Origin of the sequence: Bacteroides sp. AF29-11 (assembly GCF_003602895.1) — a bacterium.
In the GTDB taxonomy this organism is placed as follows: Bacteria; Bacteroidota; Bacteroidia; order Bacteroidales; family Bacteroidaceae; genus Bacteroides; species Bacteroides uniformis.
Genome location: NZ_QTLY01000002.1, coordinates 227,147 through 248,434, shown reverse-complemented (window position 1 = coordinate 248,434; position 21,288 = coordinate 227,147). Strand labels below are relative to the sequence as shown.

The following is a 21,288-nucleotide window of genomic DNA, read 5'->3' as shown; positions in this document are numbered from 1 at the left end:
AAAATTAATAGAATTAAATTAAAAAGCATGAGACTAAACAAATTATTCATACTCTATTCACTTTTCGGAATATTGATGGCATCGTGCATAAAAGATGAAGCACCCAATGCTGAAGCTGATATAACAGGCATCTCTTTTGAAGAAGATGTACTGGCAAGCGCTCGTTTCAATTTAAATCCGTCTTACAATGATAATCTGCAGGCCTACCCCATATTAGTAAAAGTAAAAGAGGGCACTCCTTTAAACAAACTATCCCCCCTGTTTGAGTTGACGCCGGGCGCTACCATTAGTCCGGAAAGTGGTAGTGAACACGATTTCTCTGACGGAAAAAGGGTAAAGTATACCGTAACTTCCGAGAACAAGGCTTGGCAGCGAGTATATTCCATCGGTGTACGCGAACAATCGGTATCAGACATCCCAAATGAATTCCATTTTGAAGACATACGACTTATCAATGGAATTAACCCCAAATACAAATATCAGGAGTTCTATGAAGAACAAGACGGATTGGAACTGACATGGGCCAGTGGAAATGAAGGATTCAACTGGGCAGCCAGTTCATCAGCTACTGAAAATTACCCTACGTCACAATATGACAATGGTAAAAACGGAAAGTGTGCCAAATTAGAAACTCGGCTTACCGGCTCTCTGGGAGCAATGGTAGGTATGCCGATAGCTGCCGGAAATTTGTTTATCGGTGAGTTTGATATGACGAATGCTCTCACCAGCCCATTGAAAGCCACACATTTCGGCACTCCTTTCTGTTATAAGCCCTCACGTCTAAAAGGTTGGTACAAGTACAAAGCCGGTGAACGTTTTTATGAAAACGGCGGATACACCGACCGTAAAGATGTGATGAACATCTATGCAATCTTTTATGAAGGCGAAAGTTACAACGAAGCAGGAGAAGTTACGGAAGTAATATTGGATGGAAATCTGCCAAACCAGAACTATGAACATCCCAGTATGGTAGCTTTAGCTCTAATATCCAATCCCCACGAAACCGATGATTGGGAAGCTTTCGACATTCCTTTTGACTATCAGAGATATGGAAAAGAAATAGATGAAACCAAACTGGCAAAAGGAAAATATAAACTAAGTATCATTTTTGCATCCAGCAAGGACGGGGCAACTTTTGAAGGTGCGCCCGGAAGTACCCTTTTAGTGGATGACGTGGAACTGATTTTCGAATAAGAACCCTGTAGAATTGGAATACAACATGATAAAGAAAATATTAGCATTCATCGCATTGGTAGGTTGTATGCAAACTGCCATATACGCTCAAGAGAATCAGAATCGTACGCTTATAAACGCTGCCCTGCACGGATGGGAATATGAGATAAGAGCCGGTGTCAGCATCGGTGGTACTTCTCCGCTTCCATTGCCCGTAGAAATACGGAGTATCGATGCCTACAATCCTACTTTAGCTCTTATGCTGGAAGGAAATGCCATCAAGTGGTTGGGAAAAACTAAAAAATGGGGAGTAATAACCGGTGTAAGACTGGAAACCAAAAATATGATTACCAAAGCGACAGTAAAGAACTATGGCATGGAAATCATAGGAAATGACGGTAACCGCTTGAAAGGTAACTGGACGGGAGGAGTAAAAACCAAAGTACGCAATGCCTACATTACTGTCCCCGTACTTGGAGCATATAAAGTCAACTCACGATTGCGAGCCAAAGCAGGTGCATATGTATCCTACCTGATGGATGAGGAATTCTCCGGATATGTATATGAAGGTTATCTGCGTGAAGGTAATCCTACCGGAAAGAAAGTCAACTTCTCCGACGGTGCCATTGCCACTTACGACTTTTCGGATGACTTGCGCAAGTTCGCTTGGGGCGTGCAGGCAGGCGTAGACTGGCGTGCCTTCAAACATCTGAGTGTATTTGCCGACCTTACATGGGGATTGAATGATATTTTCAAGAAGGATTTCAATACCATTACCTTTGCCATGTATCCCATCTACTTGAATGTGGGTTTCGGGTATGCCTTCTAAGATACTCGGGTATACCGAGTAAATACTCATAAACAAATAAAGGTTTAGGTTGTTATCAATCCCATAAAAAGATAACCACCTAAACCTTTATTTATGAATATAAAAGCTTGGAGCACTGCGTTGCTCATATTATGCCTATGTCCTGCGGCTATGGCACAGAAAGCCAACCGCTATCTTGAGAAGCCACTCCCACAAGGCTGGGGAAGGGACGCCTCCCATGCCATTCCCGGAGATGATAATCTGTTCAGCGAACAGATACCCCCCATTGACGACAAGTGGTGGAAAGCATTCGATGACCCGATGCTGGATTCATTGATTACGGTAGCCTCCACTCAAAACTATTCCGTACTTTCTGCCATGGACCGTATGGATATGGCTAAATCCAACCTGCGGATAGAACGCGGCAGCTTTTTCCCTTCCATCTCATTGGACGGAGGATGGGCACGGCAGCAAAGCAGCAGCAATGTCAACGCACTTCCGCAATCCATTACCGGTGCATACAGCACCTCGCTCAACGCCAGTTGGGAACTGGACGTATTCGGAAGTATCCGCCAACGGGTAAAGGCACAGCGGGAAACCTTCATGACAAGCAAGGAGGAATATACCTCCGTCATGATTTCCCTCTGTGCCCAGATAGCCTCTGCCTACATCGGACTCCGCGAACTGCAGCAAGAACTAAGTGTAGTGACCCACAATTGCCATACCCAGGCAGCCGTACTCAACATCACCGAAGTACGCTACAAAACCGGACTGGTATCCAAGCTGGACGTCTCGCAAGCCAAATCCGTATATTACAGTACCAAAGCCTCCATCCCACAACTGGAGGCAGGCATCAATCAATACATCACGACACTCGCAATCTTACTCGGTACTTACCCCCAGCATATCCGCCCCATATTGGAGAAGCCCGGCAAACTGCCCGACTATATGGAACCCATAGGCATCGGTATTCCTGCCGACCTGCTGCTCCGCCGCCCCGATATACGGCAAGCCGAACGCCAAGTCAACGCGCAGGCGGCAACACTTGGCGCATCCCAAAGTGACTGGCTGCCGCAAGTGTTCCTGAAAGGTTCCATCGGCTATTCCTCCCATGACTTGAAGGACTTGACTAAACGGAACAGTATGACATTTGAAATTGCTCCAAGCATCAGCTGGACCTTATTCAGCGGTACCAAACTGGTGAACGCTACCCGTCTGGCACGTGCCCAGCTCGATGAATCCATTCACCAGTTCAACCAGACAGTGCTTACCGCCGTGCAGGAAACAGATAATGCCATGAACTCCTACCGCAACTCCATCCAACAGATTGTTGCCATGCGCGAAGTATGCAACCAGGGAGAAGAAACGCTAAAGCTCTCCCTCGATTTGTACAAACAAGGGCTTACTCCCTTCCAGAACGTACTGGACGCACTACGCTCACTCCTGACATACGAAAATCAACTGGTGCAGGCACAAGGCAGCTCCTTGCTGCATCTGATAGCCTTATACCAGGCATTGGGAGGCGGATATGAAATGAATCAGAAATAAGAATATAAACTAAACCGAACCGTATATGAAAAATCAAATGTACATCACCCTGCTCATCCTGCCATTGCTGGCAACGGGATGCGGGGGAAGGAAAGAAACGGCACAAACGATGCCCATTCCCGAGATAAGCGTGGCCCGTCCGACAGTGCAGAACATCACGCTGACAAAAGAATATCCGGGCTACCTGACTTCTGAAAAGACCGTAGACCTGGTAGGCAGAGTCAGCGGAACCTTACAGACCATCTCTTACGCTCCCGGCAGCCGGGTACGCCAGGGACAAGTGCTTTTTGTCATCGAACCGACAGTCTATCAAGACAATGTGCGGCAGGCAGAAGCAGAACTCAACACTGCCCGCGCCAACCTGGAATACGCCCAAAACAACTACACACGTATGCAGGAGGCCGTGAAAAGCGATGCTGTAAGCCGTATACAAGTGCTGCAAGCACAATCCGACGTGGCAACCTCGCAGGCTGCAGTGAGCAATGCGGAAGCAGCCCTGAACACGGCACGCACCAATCTGAGCTACTGCACCGTCCGTGCCCCCTTCGACGGCACCGTAAGCCGTAACCTGGTGGATGCCGGAGGCTATGTAGGCGGCAGCGTGCAGCCCGTCACACTGGCAACCATCTACAAAGACGACCATTTGTACACGTACTTCAATGTAGCAGACAACCAATGGCTCTCCATGCTGATGCAGCAAGGAGACAGTATTCCCCGGCAAGTAACCGTCAGCCTGGGCAAAGACGGGCTTCTCACTTATCCTGCACAACTGGATTATCTTTCGCCCAACGTAGACTTGAACACCGGAACTCTGAACATCCGCGCCCGTCTCGACAATCCTAAAGGACTCCTGAAAAGCGGCCTCTACGTCAGCATCACCTTGCCCTACGGAGAGCAACAGCAGGCCATCCTGCTGCCGGATGCCTCCATCGGCACCGACCAGTTGGGGAAATACATATACGTAGTCAACGATTCGAATATAGTGCGCTACCGCCATATAGAAACCGGACAACTGATAGGGGATAGCCTGCGCCAGATAAGGGCAGGCATCACTCCCAGGGAACGTTATGTCACCAAAGCACTGATGAAGGTAAGGGATGGAATGAAAGTACATCCCATTGACAACTAATATGAATTGATTAATACCAAAGCCTATGTTTTCAAAATTCTTCATAGACCGTCCTATCTTTGCTACTGTATTGGCACTGCTCATCGTCGTAGCAGGACTGGTCACACTGGGCATCCTGCCCATTGCCCAATATCCGGACATCACACCACCCACCGTGCAAGTCAGTGCCGTATATCCCGGAGCCAATGCGCAGACGGTGGCACAAACCGTCGGCATCCCCATCGAGCAGCAAGTCAACGGAGTGGACGGAATGCTTTACATGTCCTCCAACTCCAGCTCATCGGGCGCTTACTCGCTTACCATTACTTTTGCCGTAGGCACGGACATTGATATGGCTACCGTGCAGGTCCAGAACCGGGTAAGCGTGGCCCAGTCGTCACTGCCTACTCCCGTTGTGGTGCAAGGCGTCACTGTACAGAAACAGTCATCGAACATCGTGATGTTCCTCACGATGACGTCGGACAGCAAAGACTACGACGGACTTTACCTCAGCAACTATGCCAAGCTGAATCTCGTAGACCAGTTAACACGCGTGCCCGGTGTAGGCGCCGTCAATGTGATGGGAGCAGGGGACTACTCCATGCGTATCTGGCTCGACCCTGCCGCCATGCGCATCCGCTATCTTTCGCCGGCCGATGTATACCAAGCTATCCAATCACAGAATGTGGAGGTCAGCGCAGGTAACGTAGGGCAACCCATCGGCACAGACAATAAAAATGCCTATCAATACAGCCTGACCGTAAAAGGGCGCCTTACCTCACCCGAAGAGTTCGGCAACATTATCCTGCGTACCGAAACCGGAGGGAAGATACTCCGTCTGCGCGACGTGGCGCATATCGACCTGGGCTCGGCCTCTTACAGCGTAGTATCCCAACTGGACGGGAAACCCACCGCTGCCATCGCTATCTATCAGCAACCTGGCAGCAACTCGCTGGACGTTTCCAAAGGAGTAAAGGCAAAAATGCAGGAACTCTCGCAAAATTTCCCTGCAGGCATACAATACAATGTAACCCTGGACACTACGGATGTCATTCATGCTTCCATAGACGAAGTGATGGTGACGTTCCTTGAAACAACCCTGCTGGTAGTTCTCGTCATCTTCCTGTTCCTGCAGAACTGGCGGGCGGTCGTCATTCCCTGCATCACTATTCCGGTATCACTCATCGGCACACTGGCCGTCATGTCCTTGTTCGGCTTCTCCATCAATACGTTGACACTATTCGGACTGATACTTGCCGTGGCCATCGTGGTGGATGATGCCATTGTGGTGGTGGAGAACTCCACGCGTCTGCTGGACACGGGGCGCTACACCTCCCGCCAGGCTGTGACCGAAGCGATGGGAGAGATTACCGGACCCATTGTCGGGGTAGTGCTGGTGCTGCTTGCCGTATTTATCCCGACAACACTCGTCAGCGGCATATCAGGACAACTGTATAAACAGTTTGCCTTGACCATTGCAGCCAGCACCGTACTTAGCGGATTCAACTCACTGACCCTTACTCCGGCACTCTGTGCCTTGATGCTGCAACCTACCCGGCCTTCCAAAAATCCCCTATATCGGGGGTTCAACCATCTGTACGACAAGACACAAGGAGTCTACGACCGGATAGTGGAGTACCTGCTCCAACGCCCTGTCGCTTCCATCGTTTCATATGCGGTTTTCACATTGATTGCTGTCCTGCTGTTTGTCAAATGGCCGTCCACATTTGTTCCGGAAGAAGATGACGGCTATTTCCTCGCAGTGGTACAGCTTCCCCCTGCATCGAGCCTGGAGCGCACCCAAGCCGTAGGAAAGCAGATAAATAAGATTCTCGATTCTTACCCCGAAATAAAGGACTACATCGGCATATCCGGCTTCTCCGTGATGGGAGGTGGAGAGCAAAGCAATGCGGCCACTTACTTCATCGTACTGAAAAACTGGAATGAACGCAAGGGAAAGGAACATACGGCTGAAGCCGTAGTGCAACGCTTCAATATGGAAGTGTACGGCATCCAGGAAGCAGAGATATTTGCCATGGTTCCACCTGCCATCCCCGGGCTGGGAGCCACCGGAGGCCTGCAACTCCAATTGGAAGACCGCCACAACCTCGGTGCCACCGAGATGCAGCGTGCCGTAGAGACCTTGATGGAGCACTACCGCAATTATCCGGCATTGGCATCGGTCAGCAGCCAGTACCAGGCCAACGTACCACAATATTTCCTGAATATCGACCGCGACAAGGTGCAACTGATGGGCATTCCGCTAAATAGCGTATTCACCGCCCTGGGCTACTATATGGGAGAGGCCTACGTCAATGATTATGTGCAGTTCGGCCACATCTACCAAGTGAAGCTGGGAGCAGGTGACCGTGCCCAGCGTGTCATCGACGATGTCCTGAAACTGAGCGTTCCCAATGCATCGGGCGAAATGGTACCTTTCTCTTCCTTCACCCGGGTGGAAGAACAGCTTGGCATGGACCAGATAAACCGCTACAACATGTACTCCACAGCAGCCGTGACCTGCAATGTGGCTCCGGGCAGTAGTTCGGGAGAGGGTATCCGGCAAATGGAAAGTCTAATCAAGGAGCATCTCGGAGATGAGTTCGGCTACGAATGGACTTCGGTGGCCTATCAGGAGACGCAGGCAGGAACCACTACGACCGTCGTATTCGTCATGGCGCTGCTGGTTGCCTTCCTTGTGCTCGCCGCACAATACGAAAGCTGGACTAGTCCGGTGGCCGCCGTAATGGGACTTCCGGTGGCGCTGCTCGGTGCCATGCTGGGATGCTATGTCATGGGTACTCCGGTCAGCATCTACACACAAATCGGCATCATCCTGCTGGTTGCCTTGTCTGCCAAAAACGGTATTCTGATTGTGGAGTTTGCACGTGACTTCCGTGCACAAGGCAATTCAATCCGTGATGCGGCATTCCAGGCAGGGCATATCCGTCTGCGGCCTATTCTGATGACATCGCTTGCATTCGTATTCGGGGTTATGCCGTTGCTTTTTGCCACCGGAGCAGGGGCGGGAAGCCGTATTGCACTGGGAGCTGCCGTAGTATTTGGTATGGCGCTGAACACATTGCTCGCCACGGTCTATATCCCGAATTTCTACGAATTGATGCAGAAGTTGCAGGAGAGGTTCAGTAAGAAACAATAGGGAGGATGAGCTACAAGTTATGGATTATGGGGTATAAGCTATCACATTTATAACCCATAATCCATAACTCATTTTAGCAACTTGCTGCTAAAAGTTGTATCTTTGCGTGCGAATTGCCTCTTAAAGAAATTGAAGTTATGAAAGCATATTTCATCGCCATACTTACCTTATTCACTTGTATAGCTACCGTCGTCCGGGCGCAGCAAATGTCTGAACTTGAAAACCGGATTGACAGTCTGCTCAATGGCAAGAAAGCCACCGTTGGTATAGCCGTATGGACAGACAAAGGAGACATGCTCCGGTATAACGACCATGTACACTTCCCCTTGCTCAGTGTATTCAAATTCCATGTGGCACTGGCCGTACTGGACAAGATGGATAAGCAAAGCATCAGTCTGGACAGCATTGTTTCCATAAAGGCATCCCAAATGCTGCCCAATACCTACAGCCCCCTGCGGAAGAAGTTTCCCGACCAGGATTTCACGATTACGCTTAGGGAACTGATGCAATACAGCATTTCCCAAAGCGACAACAATGCCTGCGACATCTTGATAGAATATGCAGGAGGCATCAAACATATCAATGACTATATCCACCGGTTGAGTATCGACTCCTTCAACCTCTCGGAAACAGAAGACGGCATGCACTCCAGCTTCGAGGCTGTATACCGCAACTGGAGTACTCCTTCCGCTATGGCCCGACTACTGAGAACGGCCGATGAAAAAGAGTTGTTCTCCAACAAGGAGCTGAAAGACTTCTTGTGGCAGACCATGATAGATACTGAAACCGGTGCCAACAAACTGAAAGGTATGTTGCCAGCCAAAACCGTGGTAGGACACAAGACCGGCTCTTCCGACCGCAATGCCGACGGTATGAAAACTGCAGATAATGATGCCGGCCTCGTTATCCTTCCCGACGGCCGGAAATACTACATTGCCGCCTTCGTCATGGACTCATACGAGACAGATGAGGACAATGCGAACATCATCGCCCGCATATCACGCATGGTATATGATGCGATGAGATGAGAGAGGCAAGGGGGCTATTGGTAGCTCCTCCTATAAGTTTTGATACTCGGGTATATCCTGCAGAAAAGTATAGCTGTTGTGCTCGTAATCTATGCGGCAACAATAATGCTGAAGCCCGTTGCTGACAATCAGATAATCCACTTTCAGCACCATGTTGTAGCGGGTAATCTGGTCGAAAACCTTTTGGGTGATTTCTATTTCAGGCGCCTTGTATTCCACAATCATCCGGGCGGTAAGGTCGCGCCGATAGAGCACTGTATCACAGCGTTTCTTTGTACCGTTCAGCTGTACCTGCACCTCATTTGCCATAAGCGCCTGCGGATACCCCTTGTGAGCAAGAAGAAAGTGGACGAAGTGCTGCCGCACCCATTCTTCAGGGGTCAAGGCGACATAACGACGACGGATTATATCGAAAATAACATTTTTTCCGTTCCTTGCGGCAATTTTAGCATCGAATGCTGGTAGGTTTAACGATAACATTTACTACATTTGTAAGTTAAATAATGGTTCCCGTCTTTTGGGAACACAAATTTAATGAAATCTTATGAAAACAAAAGAAGAAATCGTAGCCAATTGGCTGCCCCGTTACACAAAGCGTAACCTGGAGGATTTTGGAGAGTACATTCTGTTGACCAACTTCAACAAGTACGTAGAGATTTTCGCAGAAAAGTTCAATGTTCCCATTCTCGGTAAAGATGCCAACATGATATCTGCCAGTGCAGAAGGAATGACCATCATTAATTTTGGTATGGGAAGTCCTAATGCCGCCATTATCATGGACTTGCTGAGTGCTATCAGGCCCAAGGCATGTCTGTTTCTGGGTAAGTGCGGCGGTATAGACAAGAAAAATAGAATAGGGGACCTCATCCTTCCCATTGCCGCCATCCGTGGCGAGGGTACCTCCAACGACTACTTCCCACCTGAAGTCCCGTCACTCCCGGCATTTATGCTGCAACGTGCCGTTTCTTCTGCCATCCGCGATTATGCCCGTGACTACTGGACCGGTACCGTATACACCACCAACCGCCGCATTTGGGAACATGACGAGGAATTCAAAGAATATCTGAAGAAAACCCGTGCCATGGCTGTCGATATGGAAACAGCAACCCTATTCAGCTGCGGTTTTGCCAATCATATTCCCACGGGAGCCCTTCTGCTGGTTTCAGACCAACCGATGATTCCGGAAGGTGTAAAAACCGATAAAAGCGACAATCTGGTGACCCAGAATTATGTAAAGGAGCATGTTGAAATCGGCATCGCATCCTTGCGCATGATTATTGATGAAAAGAAAACCGTAAAACACTTGAAGTTCGACTGGTAATCCGTTACGGGACATCCCCTCGTATAGCACTTACTTTATTATATGGCAAAACAAGAAACAACCTGTGATGATATTCTAAAAGAGTTGAGAGCCAAGCAATACCGCCCCGTCTACTATCTCATGGGCGAGGAATCGTATTACATAGACCTCATCTCCGACTATATTGTAGACAACGTTCTCACTGACACCGAAAAGGAATTCAACCTGACCGTAGTCTACGGTGCAGATGTCGATATAGCCACTGTCATCAATGCGGCCAAGCGCTATCCGATGATGTCCGAACGCCAGGTCGTAGTCGTAAAGGAAGCGCAGGCCATCCGCAACATGGAGGAGCTTTCATACTACCTGCAAAAACCGTTGAACTCCACCATTCTTGTTCTATGCCACAAACATGGGGTGCTGGACAGAAGAAAGAAGCTGGCGGCCGAAATAGAGAAGGTGGGAGTTCTATTCGAATCCAAGAAGGTGAAGGATGCCCAGTTACCGGCATTCATCACCTCATACATGAAGCGCAAAGGTGTAGACTTGGATCCTAAAGCCACCTCCATGCTTGCCGATTTCGTAGGTACGGACCTCAGCCGCCTTACAGGAGAACTGGAAAAACTGATTATAACTCTTCCAAAAGGTCAGACACGCGTCACCCCCGAACAGATAGAACGTAACATCGGAATCAGTAAGGATTATAATAACTTTGAACTTCGCAGTGCCATTGTAGAAAAAGACATACTAAAGGCCAATAAAATAATAAAATATTTTGAAGAAAATCCGAAAACAAACCCTATCCAGATGACTTTATCTTTACTTTTCGGCTTCTTCTCCAACTTGATGTTGACTTATTATGCACCCGAAAAGACGGAGCAGGGTATTGCCAGTTTCATAGGATTAAAGACTCCCTGGCAGTCGCGCGAATACCTAAGTGCCATGCGCCGTTACAGCGGAGTAAAGACCATGCAGATAATCGGAGAAATTCGATATGCAGATGCCAAATCCAAAGGAGTAGGAAATTCCTCCCTAAGCGATGGAGATATCCTCCGGGAATTGGTCTTTAAGATTCTACATTAACTTCCATACAGCATCCTTTTCCATAAAAGGGGAAAAGCATAAAACAGACTGATTTGATATCATTATGTCATTTTTAGGGGGATTTATCCCCCTTTTTCTATTTCGGTCCTTAGCATAGACAGTAAAATAGGAGATAATAATCATATTTACAGCAAATTACGTTCATTTATAAGCTCTGAGAATCGTGTTTTTATAACGAATCGACCAATTATACAGAAATAAAGCAAGGATTTAAGTCTTGAAGACTAGAAAATAAATAAAGCATCTTATTTTCTTATTTATGTCACATCTTTTCTCCTTTAGTAAAAAGAAGAGATGGAGCAATTCAGCTTTAAATCGTCATATATGAAATCTGTTACACTTTTCAAGAGTACAATAGTTGTAATACACAACTAGGATAATTGACTATTGTGAATTTAATACATTACATAAATATCTATATGACGGGTGTATTATAACATATGTAATATTATACTTGAAAACACAAATGTAATAAGTAATATTTAATATCGCAAACTGATGGTTTACAAAAATAATAGAGTAGGGGTTAACCCATATAATTATAAGCAATAAATATGTATATATCAATTACATACGACGATTAATCAAATTATTAAATTATATATTATATAAAATGAGCGACAAACAAATGTAATACAGCATTTACCATCAAAAAATAACTATATAATATGCTAATAACTAGACAAATATATTATTTTATTAAACTTACGATAAACACCTATTTTACTCGTAATTTGTATTATAGCATTTGTAATGATGAATATTGTAATAACAGTATTTCATTTGTGAACTTTAAAATATTACATTTTTAATTTGCTTTTGTGATGTCGTTTTTTTACTTTTGTAATCCAATAAATAACATGTACAATTGTAATAACACATAAACCATGAGTATAAAAGACAGGTTCAAAATGGTTATGGACCGGGAGAAACTGACAGCAGGAGCTTTTGCCGAGAGTATCGGCGTGGCCCAAGCCACCATTTCTCACATCTTGGGTCCGCGTAACAAATATCCAAGTACGGAAGTCATTCTCCGATTGCATCAACGATACAACGACATAAACTTGGAGTGGCTGCTTACCGGAAAAGGTAATATGAGTAATAATCCGGATTCACCCGAAAACGATGGATTCGACTATCCTTTATTCGCCGAGAATCCGGAAAATCTGTCCAACGGGCCGGAAGAATCTAAAAATCGCAAGGAAATTGCATTAGAGACAGCCCTAAAATCGCCTAAAGAGATTGTAAAACAAGAGATTATCTACAAAGAAAGACCTCCCAGAAAAATCACAGAAATAAGAATTTTCTTTGATGACAATACCTACGAGACTTTCAAACCGGAAAATTAAGGAATGAGAATGGAAATAGACTAACGCCCCGGCATAAAAAAGAAACGGGTTCATTTTATTCTGCACTCGGTTTACACTATCTTTGCACCCGAAAGAAAAACATCCCTCTTTATAGATATGAAAAAGTATATTTTAGATCTGACAGTGACAGAGAACCTCCGCTTGCATGCCAACTACGTGTTGTTGAAGCTGACTTCTCCATCCCCACTTCCGGAAATGCTTCCGGGACAATTTGCAGAGATTCGCGTGGACGGCTCACCTACCACTTTTTTGCGCCGCCCCATCTCCATCAATTATGTAGATAGACAACGGAACGAGGTCTGGTTCTTAATCCAACTTGTAGGCGACGGAACCAAGCGATTAGGAGAAGCAAAAGCAGGCGATATAATCAATGTAGTGCTTCCGTTGGGAAACTGCTTCACAATGCCTGAAAAGCCCTCAGACAAGCTCTTATTGGTAGGTGGAGGTGTAGGTACAGCTCCTATGTTATATTTAGGCGAACAGCTCGCCAAGAAAGGTTGCAAGCCAACATTCCTGCTGGGTGCCAGAAGTGACAAAGATTTGCTTCAATTGGAACAATTTGCCGCCTATGGCGAGGTGTATACCACCACCGAAGATGGCAGCCACGGAGAGAAGGGATACGTAACACAACACTCCATATTAAATAAGGTGTGCTTTGAGCAGATATATACTTGCGGCCCCAAACCGATGATGATGGCAGTAGCAAAGTATGCCAAAAGTAAAGGCATCAGTTGCGAAGTATCTTTGGAAAATATGATGGCGTGTGGCATAGGCGCTTGTCTATGCTGTGTAGAAAATACCACGGAAGGTCATTTGTGCGTATGTAAAGAAGGTCCGGTTTTTAATATAAACAAACTATTATGGCAGATTTAAGTGTAAATATTGGTGAATTACAAATGAATAATCCGGTGATGACTGCATCCGGAACATTCGGATATGGTGAAGAATTCGCCGATTTCATCGAACTATCGCGAATAGGCGGTATTATTGTAAAGGGAACCACTCTTCACAAACGTGAAGGCAATCCATATCCGCGCATGGCAGAGATTCCTTCGGGTATGTTAAACGCTGTGGGACTGCAAAATAAGGGTGTTCATTACTTTGTTGAACACATCTATCCCCGCATCAAGGACATTCAGACCAACATGATTGTGAATGTTTCGGGTTCTGCCATCGAAGACTATGCCGAAACAGCCGCAATCATTAATGAACTTGACAAAATTCCTGCCATAGAATTGAACATCTCTTGCCCCAACGTGAAGCAAGGAGGAATGGCATTCGGTGTTACCGCCAAGGGCGCCGAAGAAGTGGTGAAAGCCGTGCGCTCAGTTTACAAAAAGACACTTATCGTAAAGCTCTCCCCGAACGTTACCGACATCACTGAAATAGCCCGCGCAGCCGAAAATGGCGGTGCAGACAGTGTTTCCCTCATCAATACCCTGCTGGGAATGGCTATAGACGCGGAACGCAGGCGTCCGATACTCTCCACTGTAACCGGTGGCATGTCCGGTGCGGCCGTGAAACCCATTGCCTTACGTATGGTATGGCAAGTAGCCAAAGCGGTAAAAATCCCCGTCATAGGCTTGGGAGGTATCATGAACTGGAAAGATGCTGTGGAATTCATGCTTGCAGGTGCCTCTGCCATCCAGATTGGTACGGCAAACTTCATTGATCCGGCGGTTACAGTGAAAGTGGTAGAAGGAATAAATGACTATCTTGACAGACACGGTTATCAGTCTATAAAGGATATTATTGGTGCACTCGAGGTATAAAGAATAACAAGAGATTGCCATTCGCAATATATATTCATAAAAAAGGACATTCATTGACGAATGTCCTTTTTCTTTTTATTTACATCAGTAAACTTACTCTCCCAACAAATCCGGACGCAATCTACGGGTCCTTTCCAACGACTGTTGCAGCTCCCATTCCTTAATCTTGGCCTCATGTCCGGAGAGTAAAATATCCGGAACCTTCCATCCATTGTAATCAGCGGGACGTGTATAGACCGGTGCGGCCAGCAGATTGTCCTGAAAAGAATCTGAAAGTGCAGACTGCTCATCGGAAATCACTCCCGGAATGATACGGACGATGGCATCTGCCATGACAGCCGCCGCCAGTTCTCCACCAGTCAACACATAGTCGCCGATACTGATTTCCTTGGTGATGAGATGCTCGCGAATCCGGTAATCTATCCCTTTAAAATGCCCGCAGAGAATGATGAGATTCTGGGCAAGGGAAAGAGTATTTGCCATCGGCTGATTGAACTGCTCACCATCGGGGGTCGTAAAGATAACCTCGTCGTAATCCCGCTCGGCCTTCAAGGCGTTGATACACCGCTCTATCGGCTCTATCTTCATGACCATTCCGGCAAAGCCGCCAAACGGATAATCGTCTACACGACGGTACTTATCTTCCGTATAATCACGAAGATTATAGATATGTATCTCTGCAAGCCCTTTATTTTGAGCACGTTTCATAATGGAACAGTTGAAGAATCCCTCAATCATCTCCGGCAAAACTGTGATAATGTCAATACGCATATAACTTTATTTTAGCTATTTCAAGCTGCAAAAGTACAAATATTCGGGGAGAAACCCGTATTTTTGCGTTCAAACAATCCGGAAACCCTATGACTGTAAAAGAAAAAATAGACCGGCTCCGTGCGGAATTACACCAGCACAACTACAATTATTATGTGCTGAATGCTCCTGAAATATCCGACAAGGAGTTTGACGACCTGATGCGCGAGCTACAAGACTTAGAGAAAGAACATCCTGAATACCAAGATGATAATTCGCCCACGATGCGTGTAGGAAGTGATTTGAATAAGAACTTCACACAAGTGGCACACAAATATCCCATGCTTTCATTGGGAAACACTTATTCCGAAAGTGAAGTGACCGACTTCTACGAACGGGTAAAGAAAGCGTTGAATGAGGATTTTGAAATCTGCTGCGAGCTGAAGTATGACGGTACTTCCATCTCGCTGACTTACGAGGATGGCAAACTGGTGCGTGCCGTCACCCGTGGCGACGGCGAAAAGGGCGATGACGTGACGGACAATGTAAAGACAATCCGAACGATTCCACTGGTCCTCCATGGGGATTATCCTAAATCATTCGAAATCAGAGGGGAAATCCTGATGCCCTGGGTGGTTTTCGAAGAACTGAACCGGGAAAAGGAAGCACGTGAGGAACCGCTTTTCGCCAATCCGCGCAACGCTGCTTCCGGTACCTTGAAGTTGCAGAATTCCGCCATCGTAGCATCCAGAAAGCTGGATGCTTATCTCTACTATCTATTGGGAGAGGAATTGCCCTGCGACGGCCATTACGAGAATCTGCAAGCCGCCGCCGGCTGGGGATTTAAAACATCAGAGCACACCAGAAAAGCCCACAGCCTGGAGGAAGTCTTCGAATACATCAATTATTGGGACACGGAGCGTAAGAACCTTCCGGTGGCTACTGATGGTATTGTGCTAAAAGTCAACAGCTTGAGACAACAAAAGAATTTGGGATTCACAGCCAAGTCCCCCCGGTGGGCCATCGCATACAAATTCCAGGCAGAACGGGCACTGACACGCTTGAACAAGGTCACCTACCAGGTAGGACGCACTGGCGCAGTGACTCCGGTTGCCAATCTGGACCCCGTACAACTGTCCGGCACCGTTGTGAAACGTGCCTCCCTGCACAATGCAGATATTATCGAGGGACTGGACCTGCACATAGGCGACATGGTATATGTGGAAAAAGGCGGTGAAATCATCCCCAAAATAACCGGTGTCGATAAGGATGCCCGCAGTATGCTTATCGGTGAAAAAGTGAAGTTCATCACCCATTGTCCCGAATGCGGCAGCAAACTGATACGTTATGAGGGAGAAGCAGCCCACTATTGCCCCAATGAAACCGCTTGTCCTCCGCAGATTAAAGGGAAAATAGAGCATTTCATCAGCCGCAAAGCCATGAATATAGACGGACTGGGACCTGAAACCGTAGACATGTTCTACCGATTGGGGCTGATAAAGGATACTGCAGATTTATACCGGCTCAAAACCGACGACATCAAGAACCTGGAACGGATGGGCGAAAAATCAGCAGAAAACATAGTCAACGGTATTGCGGCAAGTAAAGAAGTGCCATTCGAAAGAGTGCTCTTTGCACTGGGCATACGCTTCGTGGGAGAAACGGTTGCCAAGAAAATAGCCAAGTCCTTTACGGACATCGAAGAGCTGGAAAACGCAGACCTCGAAAAGCTGAAAAACATCGATGAAATCGGTGAAAAAATAGCGCAGAGCATTATAACTTACTTCTCCAATCCTGCCAACAGAGAGCTGGTGGAACGGCTGAAATCGAACGGCCTGCAACTCCACCGGACGGAAGAAGACCTCAGCGGATACACCGACAAACTGGCGGGCCAGTCCATCGTCATCAGCGGCGTATTCACCCACCACTCACGGGACGAATACAAAGAGATGATTGAAAAGAACGGTGGGAAAAACGTCGGCAGTATCTCCTCCAAAACCAGCTTTATCCTGGCCGGAGAAAATATGGGACCTGCCAAACTGGAGAAAGCGCAGAAACTGGGAGTAAAGATTATGAGCGAAGATGAGTTTTTGGCATTGCTATCCTAACAAATTTCCACAAAAAGCTTTTTTATGGCTTATATTTGTAGGGTAAATCGAAAAAATTCGTACTTTTGCGAGTCATTTAATTAGAGATTACTTTATAATACTCATGATACAGACAAGATTGAAAGGAATGGGGGTAGCGCTGATTACTCCATTTAAAGAGGATGAAAGCGTTGATTACGATGCGTTGATGCGTTTGGTAGACTATCAACTTCAAAACAATACCGACTTTTTATGTGTGCTCGGCACCACGGCAGAAACTCCGACTCTGACTGAAGAAGAGAAAAAGAAAATCAAGAAAATGGTCATCGAGCGAGTGAACGGAAGAATTCCTATCCTGCTGGGCGTAGGTGGAAACAACACCCGGGCCATAGTGGAAACACTGAAAAATGACGATTTCACCGGAGTAGATGCCATTCTATCCGTCGTTCCATATTACAACAAGCCATCGCAAGAAGGTATATATCAGCATTATAAGGCCATTTCTGAAGCAACGGATTTGCCGATTGTGCTTTATAATGTCCCCGGTCGTACCGGCGTGAACATGAAGGCAGAAACAACCCTGCGCATTGCACGTGATTTCAAGAATGTGATAGCCGTCAAAGAAGCTTCGGGCGACATCACGCAGATGGACGACATCATCAAAAACAAACCGGCCAATTTCGACGTTATTTCGGGCGATGACGGCATCACCTTCCCTCTGATTACCCTGGGGGCCGTCGGCATTATCTCGGTCATCGGAAACGCGTTCCCACGTGAGTTCAGCCGTATGGTACGTCTGGCACTGCAAGGGGACTATGCCAATGCATTGACCATTCACCACAAATTTGCCGAATTATTCAAGCTTCTGTTTGTAGACGGCAACCCTGCCGGAGTAAAAGCCATGCTGAATGTAATGGGAATGATTGAGAACAAGCTCCGCCTGCCATTGGTGCCGACCAGAATCACTACTTTCGAAGCCATGCGCAAGATTCTGGATGAATTGAACATCAAATGCTAAGGTCTTATACCGCCCCTATAGGATATTAATTTCCAGTATACAACATATTAATATCAGATATGCAAGGAGTTAATTTTGTGGAAACACGGAATTAACTCCTTCTTTTTTTCCTATGTGACTATATTTATCAGTACAATAATCCCAAAACAGTCTACTGATTACGTTATAAAGCAAAAAGACATCTGGTTAAATCGAGAAAAAGACATCTCTAGCTCAATCAAGACAAGACTATTATTTCAGCTAATCTATTAGTTCACAACACTGAACACTTTGTTTCAGCAGAGAAAAACACTTTGTTTTTATATGATGGAACAAAGTGTTCTGTCAAGGGAAACAAAGTGTTCTCCATAATGAAACAAAGTGTTTAGTTAAGGGAAACAGTTTGTTTCATTATGGAGAACACGCGCCAGTGCCATACAAGGGGAGAACATCAACTATATGCCATTGCTGTAAAAACAAAGAACCTCCGCAAGTTTTCTTGCGGAGGTTCTTTGTGATCGCGACAGGATTCAAACCTGTAACCGGCTGATCCGTAGTCAGCTACTCTATTCAGTTGAGCTACGCGACCCTTAAAAAAATTATGAAAACTTGTGACCGCGACAGGATTCAAACCTGTAACCGGCTGATCCGTAGTCAGCTACTCTATTCAGTTGAGCTACGCGGCCTCTTTGTTTAACGGGTGCAAAGATACGTACTTTTTCCGAATTAGCAAACGATATACAAACTTTTTTTGAAGAAATTTATTCGACAAAGCGATAATTAAACAACTGCCAGCCGATGGTCATCCCCACATTCCACTCCCTTCTCGGTGAGCTATAATGATTTACATAAGCAGAGATGGCTCCGAAGGGCAAATGACAAATAACAGAAACTTCTCCCATATACTCAAAGCGGGAGAATGCTTTTCCATAATATGCTTTATTCAATGCATTCTTTTTTATCGGAAAAATCGGTGTAAAGCCATAAAATTCTGTCCGGAACTGGAACATGTCGTTCAAAACATATATGGGTTTGATACCGGCAGCCACATACTGGTTGGCACGAAAAGCTTCATTGTACATCAGTTTACTATGCGGAGTCGGTGCAAATTCTCCTGCCTGCATCATGGTTGCCGTATAATTCTCAGAGAAATTCTTCGATGAATATAGTGCTTCTGCCATCCATCCCAGGGTGAATTTCGGCCCCATAGTGTGATATGCCTCTTTCATATAAGAGATTTGTAACCATGATTGCCGCTCTTGCGGAGAAGGACTGTACCCTTCTTGCGGATTCCCCGGTTCAAATCTTTCCCTCCCGGTAAATACCTGGGCTATCAGTTTCTCCAGATAGCCTTTTGTCGCGTATTGCCGCGTATTCAGGGTACTCCCATAGAAACCGATGGAACCTCCCAAAAGTTTGTAGGTACTTCTGTCCGAACGGTCCTTATCGAAATCTATTACACTGGATTGAAAGTAGTTATCTTCCAGTTGGCCATATCCCAGACTGAACTCCGCACGCTTATTGGCCAAAAACGGCAAGGCAACCATCAACTTCACAAAACGTTCGTCCTTTGAATTGAATGAAGGTTTGTCATTCCTGGAAAACAGCTTGTCCTTCTTGTAGTAATCGAAGGTACTGATTGAAGCAATAAAACGAAAGGACGTAGGTATGTTGGTAGGCAAATCAATCTTACCCATCAACTGGGCATTATTATAAATCTTACCCAACTGACCGTCAAAAGTGATTTCCTTGGAATAATAATTCAAGTTCTGATATCCTATTCCCAAATAGATTTGATTTGAGCTCGTGGTAGAGACACTGCCCCCCAGACGCACGGAAAAATTATCCTCCATCTTCACCTTCAAATGCAGCTCATACAAATCGGATTCCGAATCATACACAGCATGAGGAACTATTTCCGAAATCATATTATCTGCCAGCAAACGAAAATACCCGCGCTTCAAGTCTTCATAAGTAAAGACTTCATGCTCTTCATCATGGAACTCTTTTTTGATGTAGGCTTGCTGTTGGGCATTCGCCCCTTCAATAATAATATCCCGAAAACGGAATTGAGGCAGGTTACTCCGGAAGACAAGGCGCCTCAAACGCACATTATCAGCATTCACCCTACGGTGAACACGGCTTTTGATGGAATCCATCATATTAAGAGTACGGTTGTAGCCTATATCGTGCAATTCCTGCAGACGGTCAAAATCCAGCAGGTTGACATCATCGTACTTGAAGGTCATGACTATGCCCAACGAGTCCGGAATGGAGTAATCGGTCTTCTGCATAATCATATTCTCCAATTGGCTCATCAGGTCATTCTCCTTCGGCTTACCGGGATTGGCCGCTACCACACTGCCAATAATGACATCCGGATGAAAATCCTCCCGCATCACATCCGTAGGGAAATTATTGTAAATGCCGCCATCATAAGCAAGCGTACTGTCTATTTCTATCGGTTTGAAGACAAATGGAAAGCTCATGGAAGCACGTACCGCATCTCCCAAATCCCCTTTACTCAATACCAATGGCTTTTTATTGTACACATCGGATGCTATACAGCGAAAAGGAACAAACAGTTTGTTGAAATTACCGCCACATGCAGCCGTAGCACGTGCAAACAATTCCACAAATACCAGGTTCATCTGTATGGGGTTGACCATGCTTGTGGGAAGTATCTGGGGCTTCATATGCAGCGAGTCCCTAAAAGCAAAACGGATATTAAAAAATTCCGGTGAAGGACGATTCTTCTTAAAATAATACTCGTATTTAGGCTCCACTTTGCCCGAATACCAACGCTTAAAGTCGGGAGAGCGCAACAGCGCCTCCATATCGTCCGGGGAATACCCCATAGCATACAGAGAACCGATGATAGCTCCCATAGAGGTTCCGGTTATATAATCAATGGGGATATTATTCTCTTCCAAAGCCCGGATAATGCCTATATGAGTCATGCCTTTTGCTCCACCGCCACTCAATACAAGTCCCACTTTCTGGGCTTGTAAAATAAGGGTACATAGAAGAAACGAAAAAAACAATAAAACTCTTTTCATAACTATGCGATTCCGAGTAAGATA

At 46.1% G+C, this 21,288-nt stretch carries 16 protein-coding genes and 2 tRNA genes; 13 read left to right on the top strand and 5 right to left on the bottom strand.

Annotated features, from left to right (window positions below):
• The first annotated feature begins 27 nt into the window (after nt 1-27).
• The 6 genes from DWZ03_RS03730 to DWZ03_RS03705 all read left to right on the top strand — a co-directional run bounded on the left by DWZ03_RS03730 (nt 28) and on the right by DWZ03_RS03705 (nt 8,825).
• Entirely contained in the window at nt 28-1,194 is a 1,167-nt protein-coding gene (locus DWZ03_RS03730) for a PCMD domain-containing protein (protein WP_098032341.1), read from the top strand.
• 25 nt (nt 1,195-1,219) lie between these two features.
• A complete protein-coding gene (locus DWZ03_RS03725; protein ID WP_098032345.1) occupies nt 1,220-2,002 on the top strand; it encodes a porin family protein in 783 nt (260 codons plus the stop codon).
• Nucleotides 2,003-2,095: 93 nt separating this feature from the next.
• A complete protein-coding gene (locus tag DWZ03_RS03720) occupies nt 2,096-3,529 on the top strand; it encodes an efflux transporter outer membrane subunit (RefSeq protein WP_120128890.1) in 1,434 nt (477 codons plus the stop codon).
• 25 nt (nt 3,530-3,554) lie between these two features.
• On the top strand, nt 3,555-4,658 hold the full coding sequence (locus tag DWZ03_RS03715) for an efflux RND transporter periplasmic adaptor subunit (RefSeq protein ID WP_120128887.1): 1,104 nt from the start codon (nt 3,555-3,557) through the stop codon (nt 4,656-4,658).
• 25 nt (nt 4,659-4,683) lie between these two features.
• Entirely contained in the window at nt 4,684-7,797 is a 3,114-nt protein-coding gene (locus tag DWZ03_RS03710; RefSeq protein ID WP_120128884.1) for an efflux RND transporter permease subunit, read from the top strand.
• A gap of 137 nt (nt 7,798-7,934) precedes the next feature.
• Nucleotides 7,935-8,825, top strand: a complete 891-nt coding sequence (locus DWZ03_RS03705; protein WP_120128881.1) for a CblA family class A beta-lactamase — start codon at nt 7,935-7,937, stop codon at nt 8,823-8,825.
• Nucleotides 8,826-8,855: 30 nt separating this feature from the next.
• On the opposite strand, the gene DWZ03_RS03700 is transcribed toward DWZ03_RS03705, so the two are convergent.
• Nucleotides 8,856-9,305, bottom strand: coding sequence for a type I restriction enzyme HsdR N-terminal domain-containing protein (locus tag DWZ03_RS03700; protein WP_044467574.1), 450 nt, complete (start codon nt 9,303-9,305; stop codon nt 8,856-8,858).
• Between the two features lie 64 nt (nt 9,306-9,369).
• On the opposite strand from DWZ03_RS03700, the gene DWZ03_RS03695 reads away from it, so the two are divergent.
• The 5 genes from DWZ03_RS03695 to DWZ03_RS03675 all read left to right on the top strand — a co-directional run bounded on the left by DWZ03_RS03695 (nt 9,370) and on the right by DWZ03_RS03675 (nt 14,371).
• A complete protein-coding gene (locus DWZ03_RS03695; protein ID WP_005837181.1) occupies nt 9,370-10,146 on the top strand; it encodes an AMP nucleosidase in 777 nt (258 codons plus the stop codon).
• A gap of 42 nt (nt 10,147-10,188) precedes the next feature.
• Nucleotides 10,189-11,208: a DNA polymerase III subunit delta gene (holA, locus tag DWZ03_RS03690; RefSeq protein ID WP_044467575.1), complete on the top strand. Its 1,020-nt coding sequence runs from the start codon at nt 10,189-10,191 to the stop codon at nt 11,206-11,208.
• A 908-nt stretch (nt 11,209-12,116) separates the two neighbouring features.
• Entirely contained in the window at nt 12,117-12,578 is a 462-nt protein-coding gene (locus tag DWZ03_RS03685) for a helix-turn-helix domain-containing protein (RefSeq protein WP_005827779.1), read from the top strand.
• Between the two features lie 117 nt (nt 12,579-12,695).
• A complete protein-coding gene (locus tag DWZ03_RS03680) occupies nt 12,696-13,472 on the top strand; it encodes a dihydroorotate dehydrogenase electron transfer subunit (RefSeq protein ID WP_005827777.1) in 777 nt (258 codons plus the stop codon).
• The gene (locus DWZ03_RS03675) at nt 13,460-14,371 is read left to right on the top strand and encodes a dihydroorotate dehydrogenase (protein ID WP_120128879.1); all 912 of its coding nucleotides are present in this window, start codon (nt 13,460-13,462) and stop codon (nt 14,369-14,371) included. The genes DWZ03_RS03680 and DWZ03_RS03675 overlap by 13 nt, the downstream gene beginning before the upstream one ends.
• 93 nt (nt 14,372-14,464) lie before the next feature.
• Here DWZ03_RS03675 and trmD read toward each other — a convergent pair whose 3' ends face one another.
• Nucleotides 14,465-15,142 carry a tRNA (guanosine(37)-N1)-methyltransferase TrmD gene (gene trmD, locus DWZ03_RS03670; protein WP_120128876.1) on the bottom strand — a complete coding sequence of 226 codons (678 nt, stop codon included), beginning with the start codon at nt 15,140-15,142 and terminating at the stop codon, nt 14,465-14,467.
• Between the two features lie 89 nt (nt 15,143-15,231).
• Here trmD and ligA point away from each other — a divergent pair, with 89 nt between their 5' ends.
• Entirely contained in the window at nt 15,232-17,229 is a 1,998-nt protein-coding gene (gene ligA / locus DWZ03_RS03665; protein WP_120128873.1) for an NAD-dependent DNA ligase LigA, read from the top strand.
• 103 nt (nt 17,230-17,332) lie between these two features.
• A complete protein-coding gene (gene dapA / locus DWZ03_RS03660) occupies nt 17,333-18,226 on the top strand; it encodes a 4-hydroxy-tetrahydrodipicolinate synthase (RefSeq protein ID WP_005827769.1) in 894 nt (297 codons plus the stop codon).
• 494 nt (nt 18,227-18,720) lie between these two features.
• On the opposite strand, the gene DWZ03_RS03655 is transcribed toward dapA, so the two are convergent.
• The 3 genes from DWZ03_RS03655 to DWZ03_RS03645 all read right to left on the bottom strand — a co-directional run bounded on the left by DWZ03_RS03655 (nt 18,721) and on the right by DWZ03_RS03645 (nt 21,264).
• Nucleotides 18,721-18,794 (bottom strand) — tRNA-Arg (locus tag DWZ03_RS03655).
• Between the two features lie 23 nt (nt 18,795-18,817).
• Nucleotides 18,818-18,891, bottom strand: a tRNA-Arg gene (locus DWZ03_RS03650).
• 75 nt (nt 18,892-18,966) lie between these two features.
• Entirely contained in the window at nt 18,967-21,264 is a 2,298-nt protein-coding gene (locus DWZ03_RS03645) for a patatin-like phospholipase family protein (protein ID WP_120128870.1), read from the bottom strand.
• Nucleotides 21,265-21,288 lie beyond the last annotated feature (24 nt).

Coding starts and splice junctions, on each gene's coding strand:
- DWZ03_RS03710 (WP_120128884.1), top strand. CDS start 4,684: ATGTTTTCAAAATTCTTCATAGACCGTCCTATCTTTGCTACTGTATTG.
- DWZ03_RS03685 (WP_005827779.1), top strand. CDS start 12,117: ATGAGTATAAAAGACAGGTTCAAAATGGTTATGGACCGGGAGAAACTG.
- DWZ03_RS03730 (WP_098032341.1), top strand. CDS start 28: ATGAGACTAAACAAATTATTCATACTCTATTCACTTTTCGGAATATTG.
- holA (WP_044467575.1), top strand. CDS start 10,189: ATGGCAAAACAAGAAACAACCTGTGATGATATTCTAAAAGAGTTGAGA.
- DWZ03_RS03675 (WP_120128879.1), top strand. CDS start 13,460: ATGGCAGATTTAAGTGTAAATATTGGTGAATTACAAATGAATAATCCG.
- trmD (WP_120128876.1), bottom strand. CDS start 15,142: ATGCGTATTGACATTATCACAGTTTTGCCGGAGATGATTGAGGGATTC.
- DWZ03_RS03695 (WP_005837181.1), top strand. CDS start 9,370: ATGAAAACAAAAGAAGAAATCGTAGCCAATTGGCTGCCCCGTTACACA.
- DWZ03_RS03705 (WP_120128881.1), top strand. CDS start 7,935: ATGAAAGCATATTTCATCGCCATACTTACCTTATTCACTTGTATAGCT.
- DWZ03_RS03700 (WP_044467574.1), bottom strand. CDS start 9,305: ATGTTATCGTTAAACCTACCAGCATTCGATGCTAAAATTGCCGCAAGG.
- DWZ03_RS03725 (WP_098032345.1), top strand. CDS start 1,220: ATGATAAAGAAAATATTAGCATTCATCGCATTGGTAGGTTGTATGCAA.
- DWZ03_RS03715 (WP_120128887.1), top strand. CDS start 3,555: ATGAAAAATCAAATGTACATCACCCTGCTCATCCTGCCATTGCTGGCA.
- dapA (WP_005827769.1), top strand. CDS start 17,333: ATGATACAGACAAGATTGAAAGGAATGGGGGTAGCGCTGATTACTCCA.
- ligA (WP_120128873.1), top strand. CDS start 15,232: ATGACTGTAAAAGAAAAAATAGACCGGCTCCGTGCGGAATTACACCAG.
- DWZ03_RS03680 (WP_005827777.1), top strand. CDS start 12,696: ATGAAAAAGTATATTTTAGATCTGACAGTGACAGAGAACCTCCGCTTG.
- DWZ03_RS03720 (WP_120128890.1), top strand. CDS start 2,096: ATGAATATAAAAGCTTGGAGCACTGCGTTGCTCATATTATGCCTATGT.
- DWZ03_RS03645 (WP_120128870.1), bottom strand. CDS start 21,264: ATGAAAAGAGTTTTATTGTTTTTTTCGTTTCTTCTATGTACCCTTATT.